The organism is Labrys wisconsinensis (genome assembly GCF_030814995.1).
GTDB lineage: Bacteria > Pseudomonadota > Alphaproteobacteria > Rhizobiales > Labraceae > Labrys > Labrys wisconsinensis.
Genome location: NZ_JAUSVX010000001.1, coordinates 56,360 through 76,662, shown reverse-complemented (window position 1 = coordinate 76,662; position 20,303 = coordinate 56,360). Strand labels below are relative to the sequence as shown.

At 70.0% G+C, this 20,303-nt stretch carries 18 protein-coding genes; 8 read left to right on the top strand and 10 right to left on the bottom strand.

Translation table 11 applies throughout. From position 1 onward, the window contains the following. Nucleotides 1–22 precede the first annotated feature (22 nt). From QO011_RS00315 to QO011_RS00295, 5 genes are read right to left on the bottom strand one after another with little or no spacing between them, the layout of a single operon-like run. Complete coding sequence (locus QO011_RS00315) at nucleotides 23–481, bottom strand: GNAT family N-acetyltransferase (protein WP_307266249.1); 459 nt, start codon at nucleotides 479–481, stop codon at nucleotides 23–25. Nucleotides 482–495: 14 nt separating this feature from the next. After that, nucleotides 496–1,245 carry an SDR family NAD(P)-dependent oxidoreductase gene (locus QO011_RS00310; protein WP_307266245.1) on the bottom strand — a complete coding sequence of 250 codons (750 nt, stop codon included), beginning with the start codon at nucleotides 1,243–1,245 and terminating at the stop codon, nucleotides 496–498. Nucleotides 1,246–1,264: 19 nt separating this feature from the next. After that, entirely contained in the window at nucleotides 1,265–2,455 is a 1,191-nt protein-coding gene (gene rhmD / locus QO011_RS00305; RefSeq protein ID WP_307266242.1) for an L-rhamnonate dehydratase, read from the bottom strand. 55 nt (nucleotides 2,456–2,510) lie between these two features. Beyond that, entirely contained in the window at nucleotides 2,511–3,293 is a 783-nt protein-coding gene (gene lra1 / locus QO011_RS00300; RefSeq protein ID WP_307266239.1) for an L-rhamnose 1-dehydrogenase Lra1, read from the bottom strand. 50 nt (nucleotides 3,294–3,343) lie between these two features. After that, nucleotides 3,344–4,090, bottom strand: coding sequence for a FadR/GntR family transcriptional regulator (locus QO011_RS00295; RefSeq protein WP_307266235.1), 747 nt, complete (start codon nucleotides 4,088–4,090; stop codon nucleotides 3,344–3,346). Nucleotides 4,091–4,408: 318 nt separating this feature from the next. On the opposite strand from QO011_RS00295, the gene QO011_RS00290 reads away from it, so the two are divergent. From QO011_RS00290 to QO011_RS00255, 8 genes are all read left to right on the top strand, one after another. Continuing rightward, nucleotides 4,409–5,380 carry a substrate-binding domain-containing protein gene (locus tag QO011_RS00290; RefSeq protein ID WP_307266233.1) on the top strand — a complete coding sequence of 324 codons (972 nt, stop codon included), beginning with the start codon at nucleotides 4,409–4,411 and terminating at the stop codon, nucleotides 5,378–5,380. Between the two features lie 91 nt (nucleotides 5,381–5,471). Further along, on the top strand, nucleotides 5,472–7,010 hold the full coding sequence (locus QO011_RS00285) for a sugar ABC transporter ATP-binding protein (RefSeq protein WP_307266230.1): 1,539 nt from the start codon (nucleotides 5,472–5,474) through the stop codon (nucleotides 7,008–7,010). Between the two features lie 12 nt (nucleotides 7,011–7,022). Beyond that, nucleotides 7,023–8,012, top strand: a complete 990-nt coding sequence (locus QO011_RS00280; protein WP_307266227.1) for an ABC transporter permease — start codon at nucleotides 7,023–7,025, stop codon at nucleotides 8,010–8,012. A 10-nt stretch (nucleotides 8,013–8,022) separates the two neighbouring features. Then, nucleotides 8,023–9,642 (top strand): GMC family oxidoreductase, encoded by a 1,620-nt coding sequence (locus tag QO011_RS00275; protein ID WP_307266224.1) that lies wholly within the window; start codon nucleotides 8,023–8,025, stop codon nucleotides 9,640–9,642. Then, on the top strand, nucleotides 9,639–10,061 hold the full coding sequence (locus tag QO011_RS00270; RefSeq protein ID WP_307266221.1) for a hypothetical protein: 423 nt from the start codon (nucleotides 9,639–9,641) through the stop codon (nucleotides 10,059–10,061). Before QO011_RS00275 ends, QO011_RS00270 begins: the two co-directional genes overlap by 4 nt. A 58-nt stretch (nucleotides 10,062–10,119) precedes the next feature. Beyond that, nucleotides 10,120–10,857, top strand: coding sequence for a FadR/GntR family transcriptional regulator (locus QO011_RS00265; protein WP_307266219.1), 738 nt, complete (start codon nucleotides 10,120–10,122; stop codon nucleotides 10,855–10,857). Nucleotides 10,858–10,897: 40 nt separating this feature from the next. Next, nucleotides 10,898–11,947, top strand: a complete 1,050-nt coding sequence (locus QO011_RS00260) for a zinc-dependent alcohol dehydrogenase family protein (RefSeq protein ID WP_307266216.1) — start codon at nucleotides 10,898–10,900, stop codon at nucleotides 11,945–11,947. A gap of 4 nt (nucleotides 11,948–11,951) precedes the next feature. After that, nucleotides 11,952–12,845 carry an aldose 1-epimerase gene (locus tag QO011_RS00255; protein ID WP_307266214.1) on the top strand — a complete coding sequence of 298 codons (894 nt, stop codon included), beginning with the start codon at nucleotides 11,952–11,954 and terminating at the stop codon, nucleotides 12,843–12,845. Here QO011_RS00255 and QO011_RS00250 read toward each other — a convergent pair. The 5 genes from QO011_RS00250 to QO011_RS00230 all read right to left on the bottom strand — a co-directional run bounded on the left by QO011_RS00250 (nucleotide 12,835) and on the right by QO011_RS00230 (nucleotide 19,850). Beyond that, nucleotides 12,835–13,581, bottom strand: coding sequence for an FkbM family methyltransferase (locus QO011_RS00250; RefSeq protein WP_307266211.1), 747 nt, complete (start codon nucleotides 13,579–13,581; stop codon nucleotides 12,835–12,837). The two genes, QO011_RS00255 and QO011_RS00250, sit on opposite strands and share 11 nt — an antisense overlap. Before the next feature lie 10 nt (nucleotides 13,582–13,591). Next, nucleotides 13,592–14,701: a radical SAM/SPASM domain-containing protein gene (locus tag QO011_RS00245; RefSeq protein ID WP_307266207.1), complete on the bottom strand. Its 1,110-nt coding sequence runs from the start codon at nucleotides 14,699–14,701 to the stop codon at nucleotides 13,592–13,594. A gap of 151 nt (nucleotides 14,702–14,852) precedes the next feature. Then, nucleotides 14,853–16,565, bottom strand: a complete 1,713-nt coding sequence (locus QO011_RS00240) for an adenylate/guanylate cyclase domain-containing protein (RefSeq protein WP_307266205.1) — start codon at nucleotides 16,563–16,565, stop codon at nucleotides 14,853–14,855. Nucleotides 16,566–16,683: 118 nt separating this feature from the next. Beyond that, on the bottom strand, nucleotides 16,684–17,130 hold the full coding sequence (locus QO011_RS00235) for a cyclic nucleotide-binding domain-containing protein (RefSeq protein WP_307266202.1): 447 nt from the start codon (nucleotides 17,128–17,130) through the stop codon (nucleotides 16,684–16,686). A 38-nt stretch (nucleotides 17,131–17,168) separates the two neighbouring features. After that, nucleotides 17,169–19,850 (bottom strand): ABC transporter transmembrane domain-containing protein, encoded by a 2,682-nt coding sequence (locus QO011_RS00230; RefSeq protein WP_307266199.1) that lies wholly within the window; start codon nucleotides 19,848–19,850, stop codon nucleotides 17,169–17,171. Nucleotides 19,851–20,303: the final 453 nt, after the last annotated feature.

Sequence of the window (20,303 nt, the reverse complement as noted above, 5' to 3'; positions counted from 1 at the left end):
AAGTCCGCAGCCGACCCCGGCCTCACAGCATCTTGCGATAGACCAGGAAGCCGGAGCGTTCCGCCACCTGATCGTAGAGCCGCCTGGCGGTGCTGTTGGTCTCGTGGGTCTGCCAATAGACGCGCGGCGACCCGGCGAGCCGGGCCTGCTCGCAGACCGCCTGGATCAGGGCCCCGCCGACACCCCTGCCGCGCGCGGCCTCGCCGGTGAACAGGTCCTGCAGGTAGCAGATCGGCTCGATCGCCGTGGTGCTGCGATGGAAGAGGTAGTGCGTGAGGCCGATGAGCCGGCCCGCCTCGTCCGCCACCAGCGCGTGCATCGGCTCGTAGGCGTCGAAGAAGCGGCTCCAGGTCATCGCCGTGACGGCCGAGTCGAGCGCGGTCGCGCCCGAGCGGCCGTAGAACGCATTGTATCCGTCCCAGAGCGGCAGCCATTGCGCGTGGTCCGCCCTGGCCAGGGGACGGATGGTGAAGCTCGCCATCGCCCGGTGCCGCTTCAATAGGTCGCGCGGCCGCCGGAGACGTCGAACACCGCGCCGGTCGAGAAGGAGCATTCCTCGCTGGCGAGCCAGGTGATGATGGCGGCGAGCTCGTCCACCGTGCCGAAGCGGCCCATGGGGATCTTGGAGCGCATATAATCGATATGGGCCTGGCTCACCTGCGTCAGGATCGGCGTGTCGACGGTGGCCGGGGTGATGGTGTTGACCACCACGCCGGTCTGAGCCAGCTCCTTGCCGAGCGACTTGGTGAAGCCGACCACGGCGGCTTTCGATGCCGAATAGGCCGAGGCGGTGGGGTTGCCCTCCTTGCCGGCGATCGAGGCGATGTTGACGATGCGGCCATAGCCGTTCTCGACCATCTTCGGCGCGACGAAGCGGTTGCAGTAGAACAGGCCGTGGACGTTGATGTCGAACACCCGCTTCCACTCGTCGATGGGGTAGTCGACCACCGGGGCGTTCTTGCCGGCGACGCCGGCGCTGCACACCAGCACGTCGATCCGGCCGAGATGGCCTTGCGCCTCGGCCGCGGCGCGCTCGACCTCCTCGGCCGCGGCGACGTTGACGCGGATGCCGTGCGCCTTCGGCCCGAGCTCGGCCCTGGCCGCGTCGATCTGAGCCGCGTCCACGTCCCAGATGCAGACGCTGCCGCCTTCCGCGACGATGCGCCGCGCCGCGGCGAGGCCGATGCCGGAGGCGCCGCCGGTGATGATGGCGCCGCGGCCGGCGAAACGGTGGCTGAAGGTCATGGCTGCTTCCTCGGGTTGATCAGGCTTGGGCGGCGTCGAAGCGGACGAGCGACGCATCCGGGGCGAGCTCGAGACCGAAGCCCGGCGCGTCGGAAACGTCAAGCCGTCCGTCCCGCGGCACCGGCTCGTTGGTGAAGAGATTGCCGAACACCGGCCTGACGCTGCGCCCGTCCGGGCTGTTGGCGACATATTCACAGAAGGGCGCGTTGGGCTGCGACATCACGAAATGGTAGCTGTAGGGGCCGCTGCCATGCGGCACGACCGGCACGTCGTAGGCCGCGGCATGGGCGGCGATGCGGACGAGCTCGGTCAGGCCGCCCGCCCACATCACGTCGGGCTGCAGGATGTCGACCGCGCGCTGCTCGATCAGCTTGCGGAAGCCGTAGCGCGAATATTCGTGCTCGCCGGTGGTCCATTTCACCGTCGGCAGGGCGCGCTTGAGATGGACGAAGCCGTCGAAGTCGTCGGGATGCAGCACCTCCTCCCACCAATGGATGTCGAGGTCGGCGCAGGCGCTGGCCACTTCGATGGCATAGGGCACGGTCAGCGCCATGTAGCAGTCGACCATCAGCGGGAAGTCGGGGCCGGCCGCCTCGCGATGGGCGGCGAGGAAGGCGCGGTTGGCCTTGACGCCCGATGGACCATCGGCTGGACCATGCGGCAGCGGCACCTTGCCGCCCCAAAAGCCCATGCGCCTGGCCTCGGCCGGCAGCGGCCCGGTGCAGTAGAAGCCGATGTCCGGCTTGGTGCGCCCGCCGATCAGCTTGTAGACCGGCTCCTGGCGCAGCTTGCCGATGAGGTCCCACAGGGCGAGGTCGACCACGCTGATGGTGGCGAGCGGCAGGCCCTTGCGGCCGTAGAACATGCTGGCCCTGAACATCTGGTCCCACAGCATGTTGGTATCGCGCGGATCCGCCCCATGGAGAAAGCGGCGGAAATGCTTCTCGATCAGCCAGCAGGCCGGCGGGCCGCCGAAGCCGGTGGCGAAGCCGACATGGCCGCGATCGTCCTCGATCTCGACCAGGATCGAGCCGAGCACGTCGATGCCCCAGCTCAGGCGCGAGGCCTTGTAGGGCTGGTAGCCCGACATCGGGTTGGCGATCAGGCTGTCGATGATCCAGTGGCCGCCCTTCTGGCGGTGATAGTCGCCGCCGTCGCCGGTGCCTTCGACCAGGTAGGTGCGGATGTCGACGATGCGGGGCGAAGCCATGGCCTGTCCTCGGGATGGGCGCGGCGCGCCGCTATTGCGCAAGAGCGGCGCGCCGCTATTGCAGGTTGACGAACATGCCGCCGTCGACCAGCAGCGCCGCGCCGGTGACGTAGCGCGCCATGTCGGAGGCGAGGAAGACGACGCAGTCCGCCACGTCGTCGGGCTCGCCGAGCCGGCCGAGCGGGATGCGCCTGTTGAAATAGTCGAGCTTGTCGGGCGAGGAGAGGTCGTCCTTGTTGAGGTCGGTCAGGATCGCGCCGGGCAGCACCGAATTGCAGCGGATGCCGTCGGGCCCGAGCGCGATGGCGCAGGACTGCATCAGCGAATGCACGCCGGCCTTGGTCGGGGTGTAGTGGGTCTGCAGGCCGCCGCCGACCAGGGCGCTGATCGAGGAGGTGGCGACGATGGCGCCGCCCTTCCCCTGCGCCTTCATCTGGTTGGCGGCCGCCTGCACGACGTAGAAGGCGCCGTGCAGGTTGACCTCCATGGTGTGGCGCAGGAGGTCCGGCGGCAGGTCGAGGAAGGCGTGGAACGGGCAGATGCCGGCATTGGAGGCGAGCACGTCGACCCCGCCGAAGGCCTCGACCGCGGCGGCGACCAGCGCCTTGCCGGTGGCGGGATCGGCGACGTCGCCCTCGACCGCCAGGCCCCGCCGGCCGGCGGCGCGGATCTCTTCCAGCACGTCCTGCACGGCGCCGCGGCGGCCGTAGCCGGCATCGTTCTCGCCCCAATAGTTGATGGCGACGTCGGCGCCGTGCCGGGCAGCGGCGACGGCAATGGCCGCGCCGATGCCGCGCGAGCCGCCGGTGACGACGACGCTCTTGCCTTGCAGAAGCATGGGGCCGCTCCTCTCCTCCCTCGGGCGCTCCGTGGCGCCGCTCGACTTCGTCAGGTTCCCGGCGTGTCGCCCGCCGGCGTGTTTCGGCCCACGATCCGCATCGCCTCGACGGTGGTGCGGCGGATGCTGCCGAGATGCACGCGCAGGGCCTCGACCGCGGCCTCCGCCTCGCCCCGCTTCAGCGCCGCGACGATGGCGTCGTGCTCGGCGGCGCTGCGGGCGACGACGCCCGATATTTCCGAGGCGACGCGCCGGTACTCCATGCCGAGCTCGTAGAGCGACTGCGCGGCGCGCTCGAGAAAGGGATTGCCCGCCAGCCCCATCAGGGCGCGGTGGAATTCGAGGTCGACGATGCGAAAGCCGACGGGATCGCCGGCCATCTCGTAGCCGCTCGCCACCATGCGCTCGAGCCTGGCAATGGCCGGGCCGGCCTGCGGCGTGCCGAGGCGCAGCAGCTCGCCCTCGATGGCGATGCGCGCCTCGTAGAGCGCGTCGACCGCGTCGTCGTCGAGCGGGATGACCATCTGCAGCGGCGCCACCAGCCGGGCGGGGGTGAGGTCGGTGACGTAGCAGCGCCCGCCCTGCCGGCTCTCGACCACGCCGAGGATGGAGAGGCCGCGCAGCGCCTCGCGGATCACCGGCCGGCTCACCTGCATCACCGCGGCGAGCTCGTGCTCGGTCGGCAGCTTGTCGCCGGCCCTGAGCGTGCCCGCGCCGATCTGGCGCAGGATGCGCTCGGCGACGTGCTCGGCGGCGGAGCGCCGGTTGAGGGGCTCGATGATATCGAGGAGCGACATGCCGTCGTTCGCCGTGGTGGGGTGTGCAGGAAGCCCGATCCATATCGGGATCGTCAAGCGAAACTGCAGCCTTTTTTGTTGTCAGTCAACTTTCATATTTTAATTTCAGAAGATCAAAAAAATAAAATTATTATATATCAATATCTTACTTCGAGATGTCGGCTCGATTCAGCTGATCCCGGGCTGGTCACGGATTGACAGGGCGCGAAAATCGCGGGGATGATGGCGACGTGAACGCGGCCCCCTGACGGTCGCGCCGAATCATGACGGGCCGCCGGAGCGGCCCCGCGGGACGAACGCCAACCTGTGAGGATCCCCATGAGACTGCTGAAAGCCAGCCTGCTCGGGCTGTCGGTGCTCGCGTCGATGTCGGCCGCCGCTCGCGCGGCCGACGATCTCGTGGTCGGCGTCACCTATCTCGATGCCCAGGGCTTCTATGCCGGCGTGCGCAAGGGCGTTCAGGTCGGCGGCACCGAGCTCGGCAAGAACCTGCAGATCATCGAGACCAATGTCGCGGCCGACGTCGCCAAGGAAGCCTCCTTCATCGACCGGCTGGTCTCGGCCGGCGCGCAGGTGATCGTGGTCTCCGCCGTCTCGCCGGAGGGCTCGGTCAAGGCGATCAAGCGCGCCAACGAGGCCGGCGTCCCGGTCGTCTGCTACAACACCTGCATCCGCGAAGACGACATGAAGAAATACGTCTACGCCTATGCGGTCGGCGACCCCTTCACCTTCGGCTACAAGATCGGCCAGGTCGCCGCCGCCGACTTCGAGAAGGCGGGCAAGAAGGAGCCGAAGATCGCCATCCTGAACTGCGAGTTCGTCGACGTCTGCGTGCAGCGCCGAAAGGGCTTCGAGAAGGCCCTGGGCGAGAAGGTGCCGGGCTACAAGATCGTCGCCAACCAGGAGGCGACGATCCTCGACAAGGCGATCACGACCGGCGAGAAGATCATCACCGCCAATCCCGACATAGACGCCTTCTGGGGCGAGTCCGGCGGCGCCTCCCTGGGCGCGGCCAAGGCCATCCGCAACCAGGGCAAGGCCGGCACCATGGTCGCCTACGGCTCGGACATGACCACCGAGATCGCCCAGGAGATCGTCGCCGGCGACGTGATGCGCGCCACCGTCGACGTCTCCGGCCAGGCCCTCGGCAAGCTCGCCCTGACCCAGGCGGTGAACGCGGTGGAGAAGAAGCCCCAGGGCGCGCTGATCGTGCCGAACCCGGTCGATCTCTACACCAGCGCCGACCAGGCCAGGGCCTGGCTCGCCGCCCATCCCGACGGACTGCCGTGAAGGCGTGAGGCCGCGGCCGGCGCAGGCCCGCCGGTCGCGGTGCTCCCGTCCTCCGCAGCGTCCCCGCCGCTCCATCGAGGCCCCTGCCGCCATGGCGTCCAGCACCGCGCCAGCTCGATCCGCCGCCGCAGCGCCGGTCGTCGCCAGCCTGACCGGCGGCGTGAAGCGCTATGCCGGCGTGCTGGCGCTCGACCGCGTCGACTTCTCCATCCAGGCCGGCGAGGTGAGGGCGCTGCTCGGCAAGAACGGCGCCGGCAAGTCGACGCTGATCCGGCTCCTGACCGGGGCGGAGACGCCGGACGAGGGCGAGATCGCCATCATGGGCCAGGCGCTCGACCGTGCCGGCGAGAACCGCACCCGCCAGGCCGCCGCCTTCGGCGTGCGCGCCGTCTACCAGGAGCTCAGCCTGGTCTCCGGCATGAGCATTGCCGAGAACCTGTTCCTCGGGGTCTGGCCCCGGCGCTTCGGCGTGCTCGATCACGGCGAGATGGCCGCGCGCGGCCGCGACGCGCTCGCCAATCTCGGTCTCGACCTCGATCCCGGGCTGCCGGTCGCCAGCCTCAGCCCGGCCGAGCGCCAGCTCGTGGAGATCGCCCGCGCCATGATGGGCGAGCCGCGCCTCGTCATCCTGGACGAGCCGACCTCCTCGCTCGCCGCCGCCGAGGTCAGCCAGGTCTTCGCCGCCGTGCGCCGGATGAAGGCGAGGGGCGTGGCGATCATCTATGTCAGCCACCGCATGAACGAGATCCGCGCGATCGCCGACACCGCGACGGTGATGCGCGACGGGCGCGCCGTCTCCACCCTGGCGGTCGCGGACGCCGACACCCGCGCCATCGTGCGCATGATGCTCGGCCACGACGAGAAGCGCGACGAGATAGTCGAGCCGCATCCGGCCGGCCCGGTGCTGCTGTCGGTGCGCGACATCGTCGCGGCGCCGAAGCTGGGCGGCGTCAGCCTCGACCTCAACCGGGGCGAGGTGCTCGGCATTGCCGGGCTGCTCGGCTCGGGCCGCACCGAGCTCCTGCGCATCCTCGCCGGGCTCGACCAGCCCGACGCCGGCTCGATCGCCGTGGACGGGCGGGACCTCGGCCGCCCGACCTATCATGCCATGCTGAAGCTCGGCTTCGGCCTGACGCCGGAAAGCCGCAAGGACGACGGCATCGTGCCGCTGCTCGGCATCGACGAGAACACGGTGATGACCGCGCCCGAGCGGGTGTCCTCGCACGGCGTGCTGTCCTGGGCGCGCATCGCGGAAGCGACCGGCGACATCGTGCGGCGCATGAGCGTCAAGGCGCCGGGCACCACCACGCCGATCGCCACGCTGTCGGGCGGCAACCAGCAGAAGATCGTCATCGGCCGCTGGGTCTATGCACAGTCGCGCGTCCTGCTGCTGGACGAGCCGACGCGCGGCGTCGACGTCGAGGCCAAGAGCCAGATCTACGCCATCATCCGCAAGCTCGCGGCCGAGGGCAAAAGCATCGTCTTCGTCTCCAGCGAGATCGAGGAGCTGCCCAGGGTCTGCGACCGCGTCGTGGTGCTGCGCGAGGGGCGGATCGCCGCGAGCTTCAGCGCGCCCCGCATCGACGCCGACGAACTCCTCACGGCCAGCATCGCCGGCCATTCGCACTGACGGGAACCGCCGATGGTTTCGCTGACCGCCGCCAAGCCGCCCCGGCGCTGGAATTTCCAGCGGATGAACGAGATCGGGCTGATCGTCATCATCGCGCTGCTCTATCTCGTGTTCTGGCTCTATGCCCGCAACTTCCTCACCTTCCGCAACCAGGTGACGATCCTGCGCGATGCCGCCGCCTTCGGCATCGCCGCCTGGGGCGCGACGCTGATCATCATCGCCGGCGAGATCGACATCAGCGTCGGGCCGATGGTCGCCTTCGTCTCGGTGATCTTCGCCTACCTCCTCAAGTTCGAGGTGCCGCTGGCAGTGGCGCTGGTGCTGGCCCTCGGGCTCGGCGCCGGGCTCGGGGCGATCGCCGGCGTGCTGCGCGCCTATTTCGACGTGCCCTCCTTCATCGCCACCCTCGGCCTGTGGAGCGCGCTCGGCGGCCTCGCCCTCTACATGACGCAGGCGATCCCGGTGACCTATCCCGGCAACGACTTCCTCGACCTCCTGGAAGGCCAGATCCTCGGCGTGCCGACCGCCGCGGTGATCATGCTGGTGCTGTTCGCGCTCTTCACCTTCATCAGCCGCAAGACCGCCTTCGGCCGCGCCGTCTTCGCCATCGGCGGCAACGCCACCGCGGCGCATCTGGCCGGCATCAAGGTCAAGCGCATCCGCGTGCTGCTGTTCGTGATCTCGGGGACGCTCGCCGCGGTCACCGCCATCCTGCTCACGGCCCGCAACGGCATCGGCGATCCCGGCGTGTCGCGCGGCGGCCTGGAGTTCGACGTGATCGCGGCGGTGGTCGTCGGCGGCACGGCGCTCTCGGGCGGCCGCGGCTCGATGCTGGGCACGCTGCTCGGCATCTACATCATCTCCCTGATCGGCAACGGGCTGGTGCTGCTCGGCTTCGACAGCTTCATCCAGCCGGTGGTGCGCGGCGCGATCATCGTCGCGGCGGTGCTGCTCAACATCCTGGCTGGCCGGGCCAGGGCCCGCCGCGGCCTGAACGCCTGAGGGGGACGCCATGACCGACGCGATCGCCTGCGACGTCCTGATCGTCGGCTCGGGGCCGGCCGGCGCGGTCTTCGCGCAGCGGGCAGTGGAAGCCGGGCTCTCCGTCGTCTGCCTCGAGCAGGGCGAATGGGTCGACTACGACAAGGCCCGCTCCGACAAGCCGGAATTCGAGCTCACCGCCCCGCGCGACTGGCAATATGTGCCGACGAAGCGCAGCAATCCCGGCGACTTCCCGATCGCGGTGGAGGATTCCGACATCGTGCCGCTCTACTGGAACGGCGTCGGCGGCTCCTCCATCTCCTGGGCGGCGAACTGGATGCGCAACCTGCCCTCGGATTTCCGGGTGCGCACGCTCGACGGCGTCGCCGACGACTGGCCGATCTCCTATGCCGACCTGATGCCGCACTATGCCCGCACCGAGCGCGAGTTCGGCGTCTCGGGGGTGGCCGGCGATCCGATGTATCCCGGCCAGGACGAGCTGATGCCGCCGGTCGACCTGACCGAGGCCGGGCGCACGGTCGCGGCGGCGCACAACCGCCTCGGCTGGCATTGGTGGCCGGGCACCAACGCCATCGCCACCGTGCCGCGCGGCCCGTTCCAGCCCTGCCAGCAGCGCACCGCCTGCATGTGGGGCTGCATCGAGCGCGCCAAGGCCTCGACCGACCGCAGCCACTGGCCGGCGCTGATCCGCGGCGGAGCCCGGCTCGTCACCGGCGCGCGCGTGCTGCGCCTCGAGCTCGATGCGGCCGGCCTGGTGCGGGGCGCGGTCTACGCGGACCGCGCCACCGGCGCCGAGCACCTCGCCCGCGGCGGCGTCACCGTGCTCGCGGGCAATGCCATCGGCACGGCGCGCATCCTGCTGAACAGCCGCGGCGCCGGCCACGACGACGGTCTCGCCAACGGCTCCGGCCTGGTCGGCAAGCGGCTGATGCTGCATCCGACCGCGGCGGTGGTCGGCCTGTTCGACCGGCCGCTGGAGAGCTTTCGCGGCGCCTGGGGGCAGGTGGCCTATACCCTGCAATTCTACGAGACCCATCCCGACCGCGACTTCGTCCGCGGCTCCAAATGGAGCCTGCAGCCGACCGGCAGCCCGGCGCAGATCGCCCGGCGCTGGCCCTGGGGCGAGGAGAACGAGCTGTGGGGCGAGGCCTTCCACGACGAGTTCGCCCGCCGCTTCGGCCGTTCGGTGTCCTGGGGCATCATCTGCGAGGACCTGCCCGACGAGGCCAACCGCGTCGAGCTCGACCCCGGCGCGTCCGACGACACCGGCATGCCCGGCGTCAGGATCCACTACAGGACCGGCGAGAACTCCAAGCGCATGCTGCGCTTCATGGCGGCGCGGGCCCAGGACTCGCTGATCGAGGCCGGCGCCTACCGCACCGTCGTGGCGCCGCAGAGCCGGGAATCGGGCTGGCACATCCTCGGCACCGCCCGCATGGGCACCGACCCGGCGGGGAGCGTCGTCGACCGCACCGGGCGATGCCACGAGGTGGCCAACCTCTTCATCGTCGACGGCAGCGTCTGGCCGACCTCGGCCGGCGTCAACCCGACCGCGACCATCGCCGCCTTCTCCTCCTGGAGCGCGGCGCACCTCGTCGCCGGCCGCTCCAGCCAGAGGAGCGCGGCATGACCGGAGCGCTTCCCCTCGACGCCAGCGAGCGCGGCCTGCTCGCCGAGCTGGCCGACCGCCTGATCCCGCCGGCGCCCGGCCGGCTCTCGGCGAGCGAGGCCGGCATCGCCGGGTCGCTCCTGGCCGCGATCGAGGAGCATGTGCCGGAGCGCGTGGCCTTGCTGCGCGCCGTCGTCGGCCGCGCCGGGCGGGACGGCCCCGGCGCGGCGCTGGCCGGCCTCAAGGCCGAGGACTTGGCGGCCTACGACGCCTTCTGCGAGACCATCGCGGCGGCCTATTTCATGGCGCCCGACGTGCGCGCGGGCGTCGGCTTCCCCGGCCGGGTCGCTGTGCCGGCCCGCGCCGACGCGGCCGAGATGGCGGATCTGCTGCTGCCGGTGCTGGAAGCCGGATTCGCGCCCCGCGGGTATCCCCGGTGATGCGCTCGTACCCACCGGTGATTCGCACTAGGATTCCCGCGCCGCCGAGGGAACGCCGATGACCATCGACCTGATCACGCCGATCGACCGCAAGCCCGCCGCCGAGCGCGTCGCTTCGCGTCTGATGGAGTTGATCCAGAGCGGCAATCTTTCGGCGGGCGACAAGCTGCCCCACGAGGTCGAGCTCGCCAGCGCCCTGCAGGTCAGCCGGCCGACCGTGCGCGAGGCGCTGCGGGGCCTGTCCATGCTCGGCGTGGTCGAGACGCGCCAGGGCGAGGGCTGCTACGTCACCGACCTCAAGCCCGAGCGGCTGATCGCGCCGCTCTCCTTCGCGGTGTCGCTCGACAAGTACACCAGCGAGACGCTGTTCCGCGCCCGTGCCGTGATCGACCCGGCGCTGGCCGCCGACGCCGCCGCCCGCGCGACCGAGGCCGACATGGCCAAGCTCGAGCAGTTCGTCGCCGTCGGCTACGCCACGGTCAAGGACCCGATCGCCTTCCGGGTGATGGACCTGGAGTTCCACGGCACCATCAACCTGATCGCCGACAATCCTTTCCTGATGCAGGTGGCCCGCGCCCTCTACGAGCTCGGCATCGACGTGCGGCGCATGGCCTCGGAGACGGCCGGCGTGCTCGACCGCAGCGCCCGGGACCACGACGCCATCGCCCGCGCCATCCGCGCCCGCGACCCGGCCGCGGCTGCGCAGGCCATGCGCGACCACGTCGCCCATATCGAGCGCACCACCTTCGAGGCGATGAAGCGCCGCCCGAAACGCAAGCGGCCGGACCGGGCCTGAACGCCCGCCGGCCGAGGCCCGCCCAGCTGGAACGAACGCCATGACGACCATGCTCGCCGCCTACCTCCCCGGTAATTCCACCGTCGACCTCCGCGAGATCGCCCGGCCCGAGCCGGGGATCGGCCAGGTGCGGCTGAAGATGCGGGCGTCGGGCATCTGCGGCAGCGACATCAAGTACATCTACCACCAGCACGTGGGGTCGAAGCAGAGCGGCGCGGCCTATCTCGACGTCGTGGCCGGGCACGAACCCTCAGGCGTGGTCGAGGCGCGCGGGCCGGGCTGCCGCCATTTCCGCGAGGGCGACCGGGTGCTGGTCTACCACATCTCCGGCTGCGGCTTCTGCCCGAGCTGCCGGCGCGGCTACCAGATCAGCTGCACTGACCCGGAGCGGCGCGCCTATGGCTGGCAGCGCGACGGCGGCCATGCCGAGTATCTCATCGCCGACGAGCGCGACCTCGTGGCGCTGCCGGACTTCCTCAGCTTCGAGGACGGTTGCTTCGTCTCCTGCGGCGTCGGCACCGCCTATGAGGGCATCCTGCGCGCCGCCGTCTCCGGCAGCGACTCCGTCCTGGTGGTCGGGCTCGGCCCGGTCGGCATGGCGGCGCTGATACTGGCCGGCGGGCGCGGCGCCAAGAAGCGGATCGGCGTCGACACCCAGCCCGAGCGCCTCGCGACGGCGCAGCGCCTCGGCTTGCTCGACGAGGCGGTCCTCGCCGGCCCCGACGCCCTTGGCGCCGTCGAGGCTGCGACCCGGGGCGGGGCGGACGTGGCGATCGACTGCTCGGGCGCGCCGCAGGGCCGGCTGCTGGCGCTGCAGGCGACCGCGACCTGGGGGCGCTGCGTCTTTCTCGGCGAGCAGGACACGGTGCAGTTCCGCGTCAGCGAGGACCTGATGCATCGCCAGCGCCAGATCATCGGCTCCTGGGTCACCAGCCTCCACAACATGGAGAAATGCTGCCGCGACCTCGCCGACTGGGGCCGCCATCCCGACGCGATCGTCACCCACCGCTTTCCCCTGACGGCCGCCGCCGAGGCCTATGCCGTCATGGCCGAGGGCAAGTGCGGCAAGGTCGTCATCACCATGGATTGAGGCCATGACCGACATCCGGCTCGACAAGGACCGCCTCGGCGCCGTGCTGAGCACGACCGGCGGCTGCATCTGGCGCTTCTTTCTGAGGCGGGACGGCGGGGAGGAGGCGGCGCTGCTGCGCGAGCCGCCGGCGGGCGAGGCCCGCGCGCCGCTGCAGGCGGGGTGCTTTCCGCTGGTGCCGTTCGGCAACCGCATCGCCGGCAATGCCTTCGCCTTCGAGGGCCGCAGCTACGCGCTGACCCCGAACATGCCGTGGGATCCGCATGTCCTGCACGGCGACGGCTGGACCAGCGAATGGACGATCGAGGCGGCCGCCGCCGACCGTGCCGAGCTCGCCATGTCCCATCGGGCCGACGGCTCTCCCTTCGCCTATGACGCGCGCCAGAGCTTCGCCCTCGACGGCGACACGCTGTCGGTCCACCTCGCCGTCACCAACCGGGGCGCGGCGGCGCTGCCGTTCGGGCTCGGCTGGCATCCCTATTTCCCGCTGACGCCGGACACCAGGCTGGAGGCGCCGGCCGGGGACCATTGGGAGGAGGGGCCGGGCTGGCTGCCGACCGTGCGTGGCCGGCCGCCGGCCGATCTCGACTTCCGCGCCCCGGCGCCGCTGCCGCGCCGCTGGGTCAACAACGGCTTCGAGGACTGGACCGGCATGGCGCGCATCCGCTGGCCGGACCGGGGGCTGACGCTCGTGCTGGAGGCCGATCCGCTGTTCCGCCGCTACTTCCTGTTCGTGTCCGATCCGGCCTTCGACCCCGGCTATGCCCATGACTTCTTCTGCCTGGAGCCGATGAGCCACAGCGCCGACGCCCATAACGGGCGCGGCGGCGGCCTGGTCGTGCTGCAGCCGGGCGAGACCCTGGCCGGCGCCATGCGGTTGACCGCGCTCAGCGGCTGAACAGCACCGTGGCGTTGCGCGTGGTCGAGACGACAGGCGCGCCGGCTTCGGCGACGAGGTCGAGCGGGCGGGCGCGGTAGCCGGCGAAGACGGCCGTGGCCGCGTCGGTGAGGCGCTCGATCTCGGCGGCGGCATGGCCGGCAGCCTGCAGCAGCCGGGGATGAAAGGCGACCAGCGCCGCCGCCGTGCGCGGGCCGAGCAGGGGGGCGAGATGCGGCAGCAGGGCGTATTCGGCGCCTTCGATGTCGATCTTCAGCACGATGCGCTCGGCGCCGTCCGCCAGGGCTGCGATGTCGCCTGACGTGAGCGTGTCGGCCTCCCAGGTGGCGGCGGCATTGCCGGCCATGAGGATGCTGCCCATGCTGTCGCCGGGCTTGCGCGGCGAGCCCAGGCGGATGCGGCCAGGCTCCGGCGCCGCCGCGCGGTTGTGCAGGCGCACGGCGCCGGCGAGCGCCGGGTTGGCGGCGAGGTTGGCCGCGAGGAGCTCGAACGCGCGGGGATCCGGCTCGAAGGCCAGCACGCGGGCGCCCCGCGCCGCCGCCATCAGGCTGATCGGGCCGATCCAGGCGCCGAGGTCGATCAGCAGCGTGCCGGGCCCGGCGAGGGCGCCGACCGCCGCCAGGGTCTCGGGTTCCCAGGCGTCGGCCGCGACCTTGTCCCAGAAGGTCTCCTTGTCGTCGACCACGAAGAAGGACGCGGCGCCGATCGCGACGGCGCGGGGAGCGGCAGGAGCCATGGATCGTTCGTCAGGCGGCCGCCGCGGGCGCGGCGGCCGCCTCACGCGCGCGCCGGCGCCGCTTCCGGAAGTCGATCTTGAAGCCCATGTTGTCGGCGTTGGAATAGGAGCAGCTCTGGCAGATGCTGAAGCTCTTGGTGTAGCCGGTGCGGCGGGCTCGCGTCGCCTCGTCCGAGAGATAGGCCTTGATGAAGCCGACCTTGTCGACGCTCGGCAGCTTGATCACCTGGTCGTAGTCGATGCAGCACAGGCCGAGGTCGCCGTTCCAGAACACCACGGTCTGGTAGAGCGGCACGTCGCAGAGCAGGCTGACCTTCTCGGTCTGGTGGCGCTGGAGGTCGTGATTCTCAGGCACGAGATAGCCGTACTCCGACTGCTGGTCGTCGTCGGTGTAGGAGCCGAGGCTGAAGGTCTTGAAGCGCACCTGGTCGAAGCCGATGCGGTCGGCCCATTCCACCATCTCGTCGACCTGCTTCTCCGAATAGGAGGTGAGCAGGGTCTGCAGCACCGTGGTCGGGTTGGTGGCGCCGAGACGGGCGCGGATGGCGAGGAAATTTTCGATATTGGCCTTGACCTGCTCGAACTTGGAGCCGACGCGATAGGCCTCCTGCGCCTCCTTGGAGAAGCCGTCGATGCACAGGTTGATGCGCGACAGGCCGGAGCGGATCAGCTTCTCGATCAGCTCCGAGGACAGCTTGGTGGCGTTGGTGGAGACGAAGGTCTCGTGCCCATGGGTGTGGGCATAGGCGATCATGTCGGGCAGCGCCTTGTTGAGGGTCGGCTCGCCCGAGAAGTTGAAATACATCGCCGGCTTCTTCGGCTGCGGGATGAAGTCGTCGACGATCTGCTTGAAGATGTCGAGCGTCATCAGGCCGCGCGGGCGGTGCATGGCGAAGGTCACCGGGCAGACCGGGCAGCGCAGGTTGCAGGAATTGGTGACGTCGATGATGATGATCGTCGGCAGCTTCTTGAAGAAGCGCAGCGGCAGGTGTCGCATCCCGGCCTGGAAGGCCCGGCGGCCGAGCGGCGAGCGGGAGAGCCGCGCCTCGAGGGCGGCGCGGAAGGCGTGCAGGCCCTTGGGGGCGGCGGACTTCGTTGCGGTGGCAACCAGATCAATCACGGCACTGTCCTTTCACGCCGCGCCGCCGCGGCGACGCCAATCCGCCACGGGCCGCTCCCGCCGGTCCGCGGCCCTCTTGGCTTCTTAGCGCAAGTACGCATGTCCTGCGACAGTTCAAGGCCGGCGTCCCGCCCTTGTGCATCGCAGCGCATCACGAATGGGAGAGTTCGGGCCTGGGCTGCTTGGCCGGCGGCTCCCGCTCGTCGATGAGGTGCAGGATGATCGGCTCGTCGTGCCCGCGGATATGCAGCCGCTTGCCCTCGTAGCGCGGCAGGTCGAGACCCGAGGCCCTGGCGGTCTGGGCCGAGACCAGCGCGTCGGTGAGGTAGTCCTTGGTGGCGGCCTCCAACCGGCTGGCGATGGTGACGGTCTCGCCGAGCGCGGTCATCAGCATGCCGTGCTCGACGTCGCCGATCTGGGCGATGATGGCGGGGCCGGTATGGATGCCGATGCCGACGCGCAGCGGGATCGGCATGGCCGCGCCGAACTCGCGGTTGAGGCCCTCGACCACCTTCAGCATGGCGCGCGCCGCCATGATCGCCTCGCGGGCGCCGGCATCGGTGCTGGAGCCGAGGCCGAAGATCGCCATCAGGCCGTCGGCCATGAAGCTGTCGACCCGGCCGCCATGGGCGGTGGCCGCCTGCGTCATCTCGCGGATGAAGCGGTTCAGCAGCAGCACGAGGTCATAGGGCAGCTGCTTGCGCGCCAGGGTGTTGAAGGCGCGGATGTCGACGAACAGCACGGTGACGTTGCGCTCGACGCCCCAGCGATAGGCCTCGTCCTTGGCCTCGAGCCGCCCGCCCGCCGGCAGGATCGGCAGCAGGATCTGCACCGACAGGTCGCCGGCCGGGCGCAGCTGGCAGCCGAGGCGCACGTTCGGCGGCGCCGAGATGCGCTGCAGCATGGCGCGCTCGGTCGGGCCGACCGGCGGCAGGTCGGAGAGGTCGGAATTGATCGCGACCCGGCAGGTCGAGCAGCGCCCGCGCCCGCCGCAGATCGCCGGGTGGGGAATGCCGTTGATGCGGCTCGCCTCCAGCACCGTCGTGCCCCGGCCGACCACGACCGAGCCGTGCCCGGTATATTTGATGGTGATCATGCCCGAGCGGCGGCGGTGCAGCACCCGCCAGGCGATCACCGCCAGCACCAGGCTCATCGCGCCGGCGAAGGCGGCGAGCGACCAGCGGATCACGTCGAGCAGCACGAAATAGTCGTTGCGGGTCAACGGCTCGGTCTGCAGGTCCATGGCCTGCAGCTCGCGCGCGGCCGAGACGAAGCCGGCGAGCGCCAGCAGCGGCACCAGCCCGGCGACGACCAGCAGCGGGTCGCGCCAGCGGATGTACCAGCCCTTGCTGCGGAAGGTCTGCGAGATGCCGATGCAGCCGTGCACCCAGGCGCAGATCACCAGCGCGGTCTGCTTGAGGGCGGGGTCGCCCCAGATCCGGGGCAGCACCGCCGTATAGGCCTGGCGGTAGCCGAGCAGCGACTGCACCCGCGTGCCCACGACATGGTCGATGATGAGGTAGGGGATGAGCAGGCCGAGCACGATCTGCAGGGCTTCGTCCGCCGGCATGCGCGAGAAGCGCCGGCGGGCCATGCGCTTCAGCGCCAGCACCACGTGCACCAGGAAGGCGCCATAGAGCGCCACCGTGCCCGGCACGGACTGCCACAGCGCCATGCGCGGCTTCTGCATCGCCTCCATGACCGCGACGCCGAAGATGCCGAGGGCGTGGTTGAGCAAGTGCATCGTCACGAAGACGAACAGCACCACGCCCGCCCACAGGCGCGCTTCGCGCTCCAGGGCCCAGCGTTTGGCGATGGCATCAAAAGGGGTCTGCGTCGAAGACGTCTGCTCCGGATCGCTCATCGGGCGGGGGGACTCTGGACCTGTTGCTGGACCGGCCGACGAGGATCGTTGGAGGGGACCGCCGAGCCCGACCGTCCGGTCTGTCACGGCAGGATCTGCCGGAAGGCGCCCCGTCCCGTCAATGCGCCAGCTCGCTGCCCGCGCGCGCGGCCAGCTTCAGCACCCGATGCGCCAGCTCGCGGGCGATCGACATCGAGAATTCGGCGTTGTCCTGCATCATCCGCAGCATGGCATCCTTGTTGATGCGGATCACCGAAAGCGGGGAAATCGCGCGCACCGAGGCGAACCGGTCCTGATCGCAGAGCAGCCCGACCTCGCCGAAGATCGTGCCCTTGCCCTGGCGCCCCAGCACCGTGTCGCCGGCGGGCGATTCGACGACGAACTCGACCTCGCCCTCCAGGATGAGGTAGGCGGCGTCGGACGGCTCTCCGTGACGGCAGATATACTCGCCGGGCTCGTAGCTCTGCTGTTCGCTCATGCAGCAGAGGAGGCGAGTCTTCGAGGCGCACAGGCCCCCGAAGATCGGCGCGCTGCGGATCGTCCGGACTTCCGTGTCGAGATCCATGCAACTCTCCATCGCAAGATGGCTGAACTCTGTCAAATCTAAGATGAAAGAGCCGGTTCTACAACCTCTCGCGTCACGATTCGGGCGCCTTCGAACAGAATCACCCGGTCGAAGCCCGCGGTCGGCGCGTTGGCGGCCAGGGTGACGACCAGGGTGCGGCCCTCGAACTCCTTCAGCAGCCGGGGCAGGACCGCCTCGGCGTCGGACGGCGACAGGGCCGCCAGGGCGTTCTCCAGGACCAGGATCTCGGGATGGCCGACCAGGCTGCGCGCCAGCGCCACCTTGGCGCGCTGCATGGGCTGCAGCAGCTTGCCCGCCTTGCCGACCTCGAAGTCGAGCCCGAGCCCATAGATGAGGGGATCGAGGTCGAGCTCGTTCAGGACGCCGCGGATCAGCGTGATGACCTTGGGCTGGGCGTTGGCCACGCCATAGGCGATGCGGCCGAACAGGATGTTGTCGCGCAGCGGCGCGGCGCGCATGTAGCGGTCGGGGTCGTAGAACTCGACCTCGGCCGCGTAATGGGCCGGCAGATAGAGCCGGAAGCTGCGCCGCGCCCGCAGCACGCGCTGCTTGAACGGCCCGTCGATCAGGCCGAGGCGGTGGCGCGGCTCGATATAGGCGAGCCCGACCGCGAGGAGCTTGGAGCGGGCCGAGGCCGACAGGCCGAAGGCCGAGCCGCGGGCCTGGACGGAATCGACGATCTCCTTGTAGCGCTCCAGGTCGCTCGGCTGGATCACCGAATAGCGCTCGAACACCGGATGCTCGGGCGGCAGGTCGACGAAGGTCTCCACCGCCATCTCCGCCAGGCGCAGGCCGATGTCGATCAAGGGCTCCAGCAGGGCCTCGGCCTCGAGGATCGAGCGCAGGAACGGGTCGGCCGCCAGGCCGTCGGCGGCCAGCCGCCCGCCGACGGGGACGCCGAACAGCAGGTTCTCGCCCACCGGCGCGCTCATGTTGTAGCGCTCGGGATCGAAGGGCTCGACCAGGTTCGACAGGCCCTTCTCCTTGAGGCGGGCGCGGATCTGGTGGCGCGCCTCGACGAAGCGCTCCAGCACCTCCTCCGACTGGTCCGGGCCGAAGCGCCCGAGAATGCCGAGCCGGTAGACGTCCTCCTGCGCCCCGCCGATATCGAGGGCCCTGAGCAGGGCGGTATCGATCTCCTCGGGGCCGGCGATGCCCATCGCCTCGTAGTCGATCCAGTCGGCCCGGGCCGAGACCAGCGGATTGCCCGAGCGTCGCGCCTCCAGCAGCCGCCAGCGCTCGGCCTCGTCGGCGGCCTCGCCGTCGACCTCCGGCGTGCGGCGCCGCACCGAGAACAGCATGTTGTCGCGGATCGAGGTGGGATGGAGCGAGGGATCCGGGCCGAGGAAGGTGAGGAAGCGGCTGAGCAGGCCGTCGGGGTAGTCGGCAAGATCCCCCCCGCGCCCGATGCGCACGCTGCCCTGATAGGCCAGCGTCTGGCGGCCGACGACGCGGGCGAACACGTCGCGCGCCCCGCCGGTCTCTCCGAGCAGCGCAACGCGCGCCGGGCGCTCGATGATGGTCGAGACCCGGTCGAGCAGGGCCGTGCCGCGCGCATCGGCGACGGTCAGCCCGACGATCTCGATCGGGGCATCCGGCGAGGGCACCGGCAGGCCCGCATCCTCGTCGTTACGCGGCAGGAGGTGCGGCGGCGAGAACTGGGCTGCCACCTGCTCGTACTTGATGGCGACGTCCTGGCGCTGCTGGTCCCAGTCGATCAGGTCCTTGATCGGCGGCGGTAGGTCGCGATAGGCGGCGATTACGGCCACGAGCTGGCCGATGTCGAGCTGGCGCTGCAGGGCGAAATAGCCGCCGACGGCATAGAAGATGAAGGGCGTCACCTGGGCCAGCAGGTTGTTCAGGAACTTGACCGCGAACTTGCGCCGGAACAGGTCGGCGCGGATCGTGTAGAGGTGGCCGAGCCGGTCGCCGATCTCGGCCTCGACATAGGGCGAGGCGCCGTAGCTGTGCACCGAGGACGCGGTCTCCACCACCTCGCCGATGCGGCCGGCGAGCTGGCGCGAGGCGAGCTGGCGGGCACGGCCGAGGCGCAGCTGCTCGCGGCGGAGGATCGGGATGACGATCGCCTGGACCAGGACGATGACCAGCGCGGCCAGGCCCATCCAGAAGCTCTGCACGATGATGAACAGCAGCGCCGTCGCCGCCTGGCTGAACAGGAACACCGGCTGGATGAAGGCGTCGCCGATGAAGCCGCCGATCGGCTCGACCTCGTCCTTGATCATGCTGGCGACCTCCGCCGGCTTGACCATGGCCACGTCCTCGGGCCGGAAGCGCATCAGGAGCGAGAACAGGTCGAAGCGCATGCGCCGCAGCATGCGCTCGCCCAGGATGCCCTTCTGGATGTTGATGTAATATTTGAACGCGCCGTTGATCAGGACGAGCACCAGGAACCACAGGCTCAGCCCCATCAGGAAGGCCATCTGCCCGAGCTCGAGGCCTTTGAAGATCGTCAACTTGGCCCCGCCGAGATAGCTCGGCAGCGACACCGTCCATTCCAGGAGGGTGGCGGTCGCATGGCCGTCGCGGAAGGCCCGGCCCTGGATGGCGTCGTTGACGATCTGCTTGGGGACCTCGAGCGAAATCCAGTAGAAGGGAAGCGACACCAGGATGACGAGCAGCAGGAAGATCTGCTCGCCCCGGCTGTTCTTCCAGATGTATCGAAAGAGGCTGGAGTCCAAAGCGCATGCCCGGCGGCGATATCGATCGTCCCGAGGACCGCCGCAGCCCTCCCGACAGTCTTGCGCCTTCGTCTTGCGAACGGTGCGGGGACGTGCTGTCGCAGGTATGGACGCCCGCCCCGTTCGTCAACGGTGATCCCGGCGCCAGATGGGCCCGGATTCCCGACGCAATTGCGCAGGATTGGACCATTGAAGCCCGGTCATGGCAATTTTTGCGTGTCGGCGGGACGGGGCGGCGGGGGATTGTGGCTTTCCTGCATCACATGGCCGCGGCTCGACGCAATGGCCGATTGTCCCGCCCGGAGCGGGACGCTATCATGGCTGCTCAAGCAGCAGCGCGGCGGCGGGGTCACCGGCCGGCCGCGCAGGCTCGGTGGGCCGGTGGCCCTTGCTCGAACCGGTCGGGGCCTTTCGTGACGGTGCAGTTCAGCCGCACTCCCTCTCGTCCAGGCG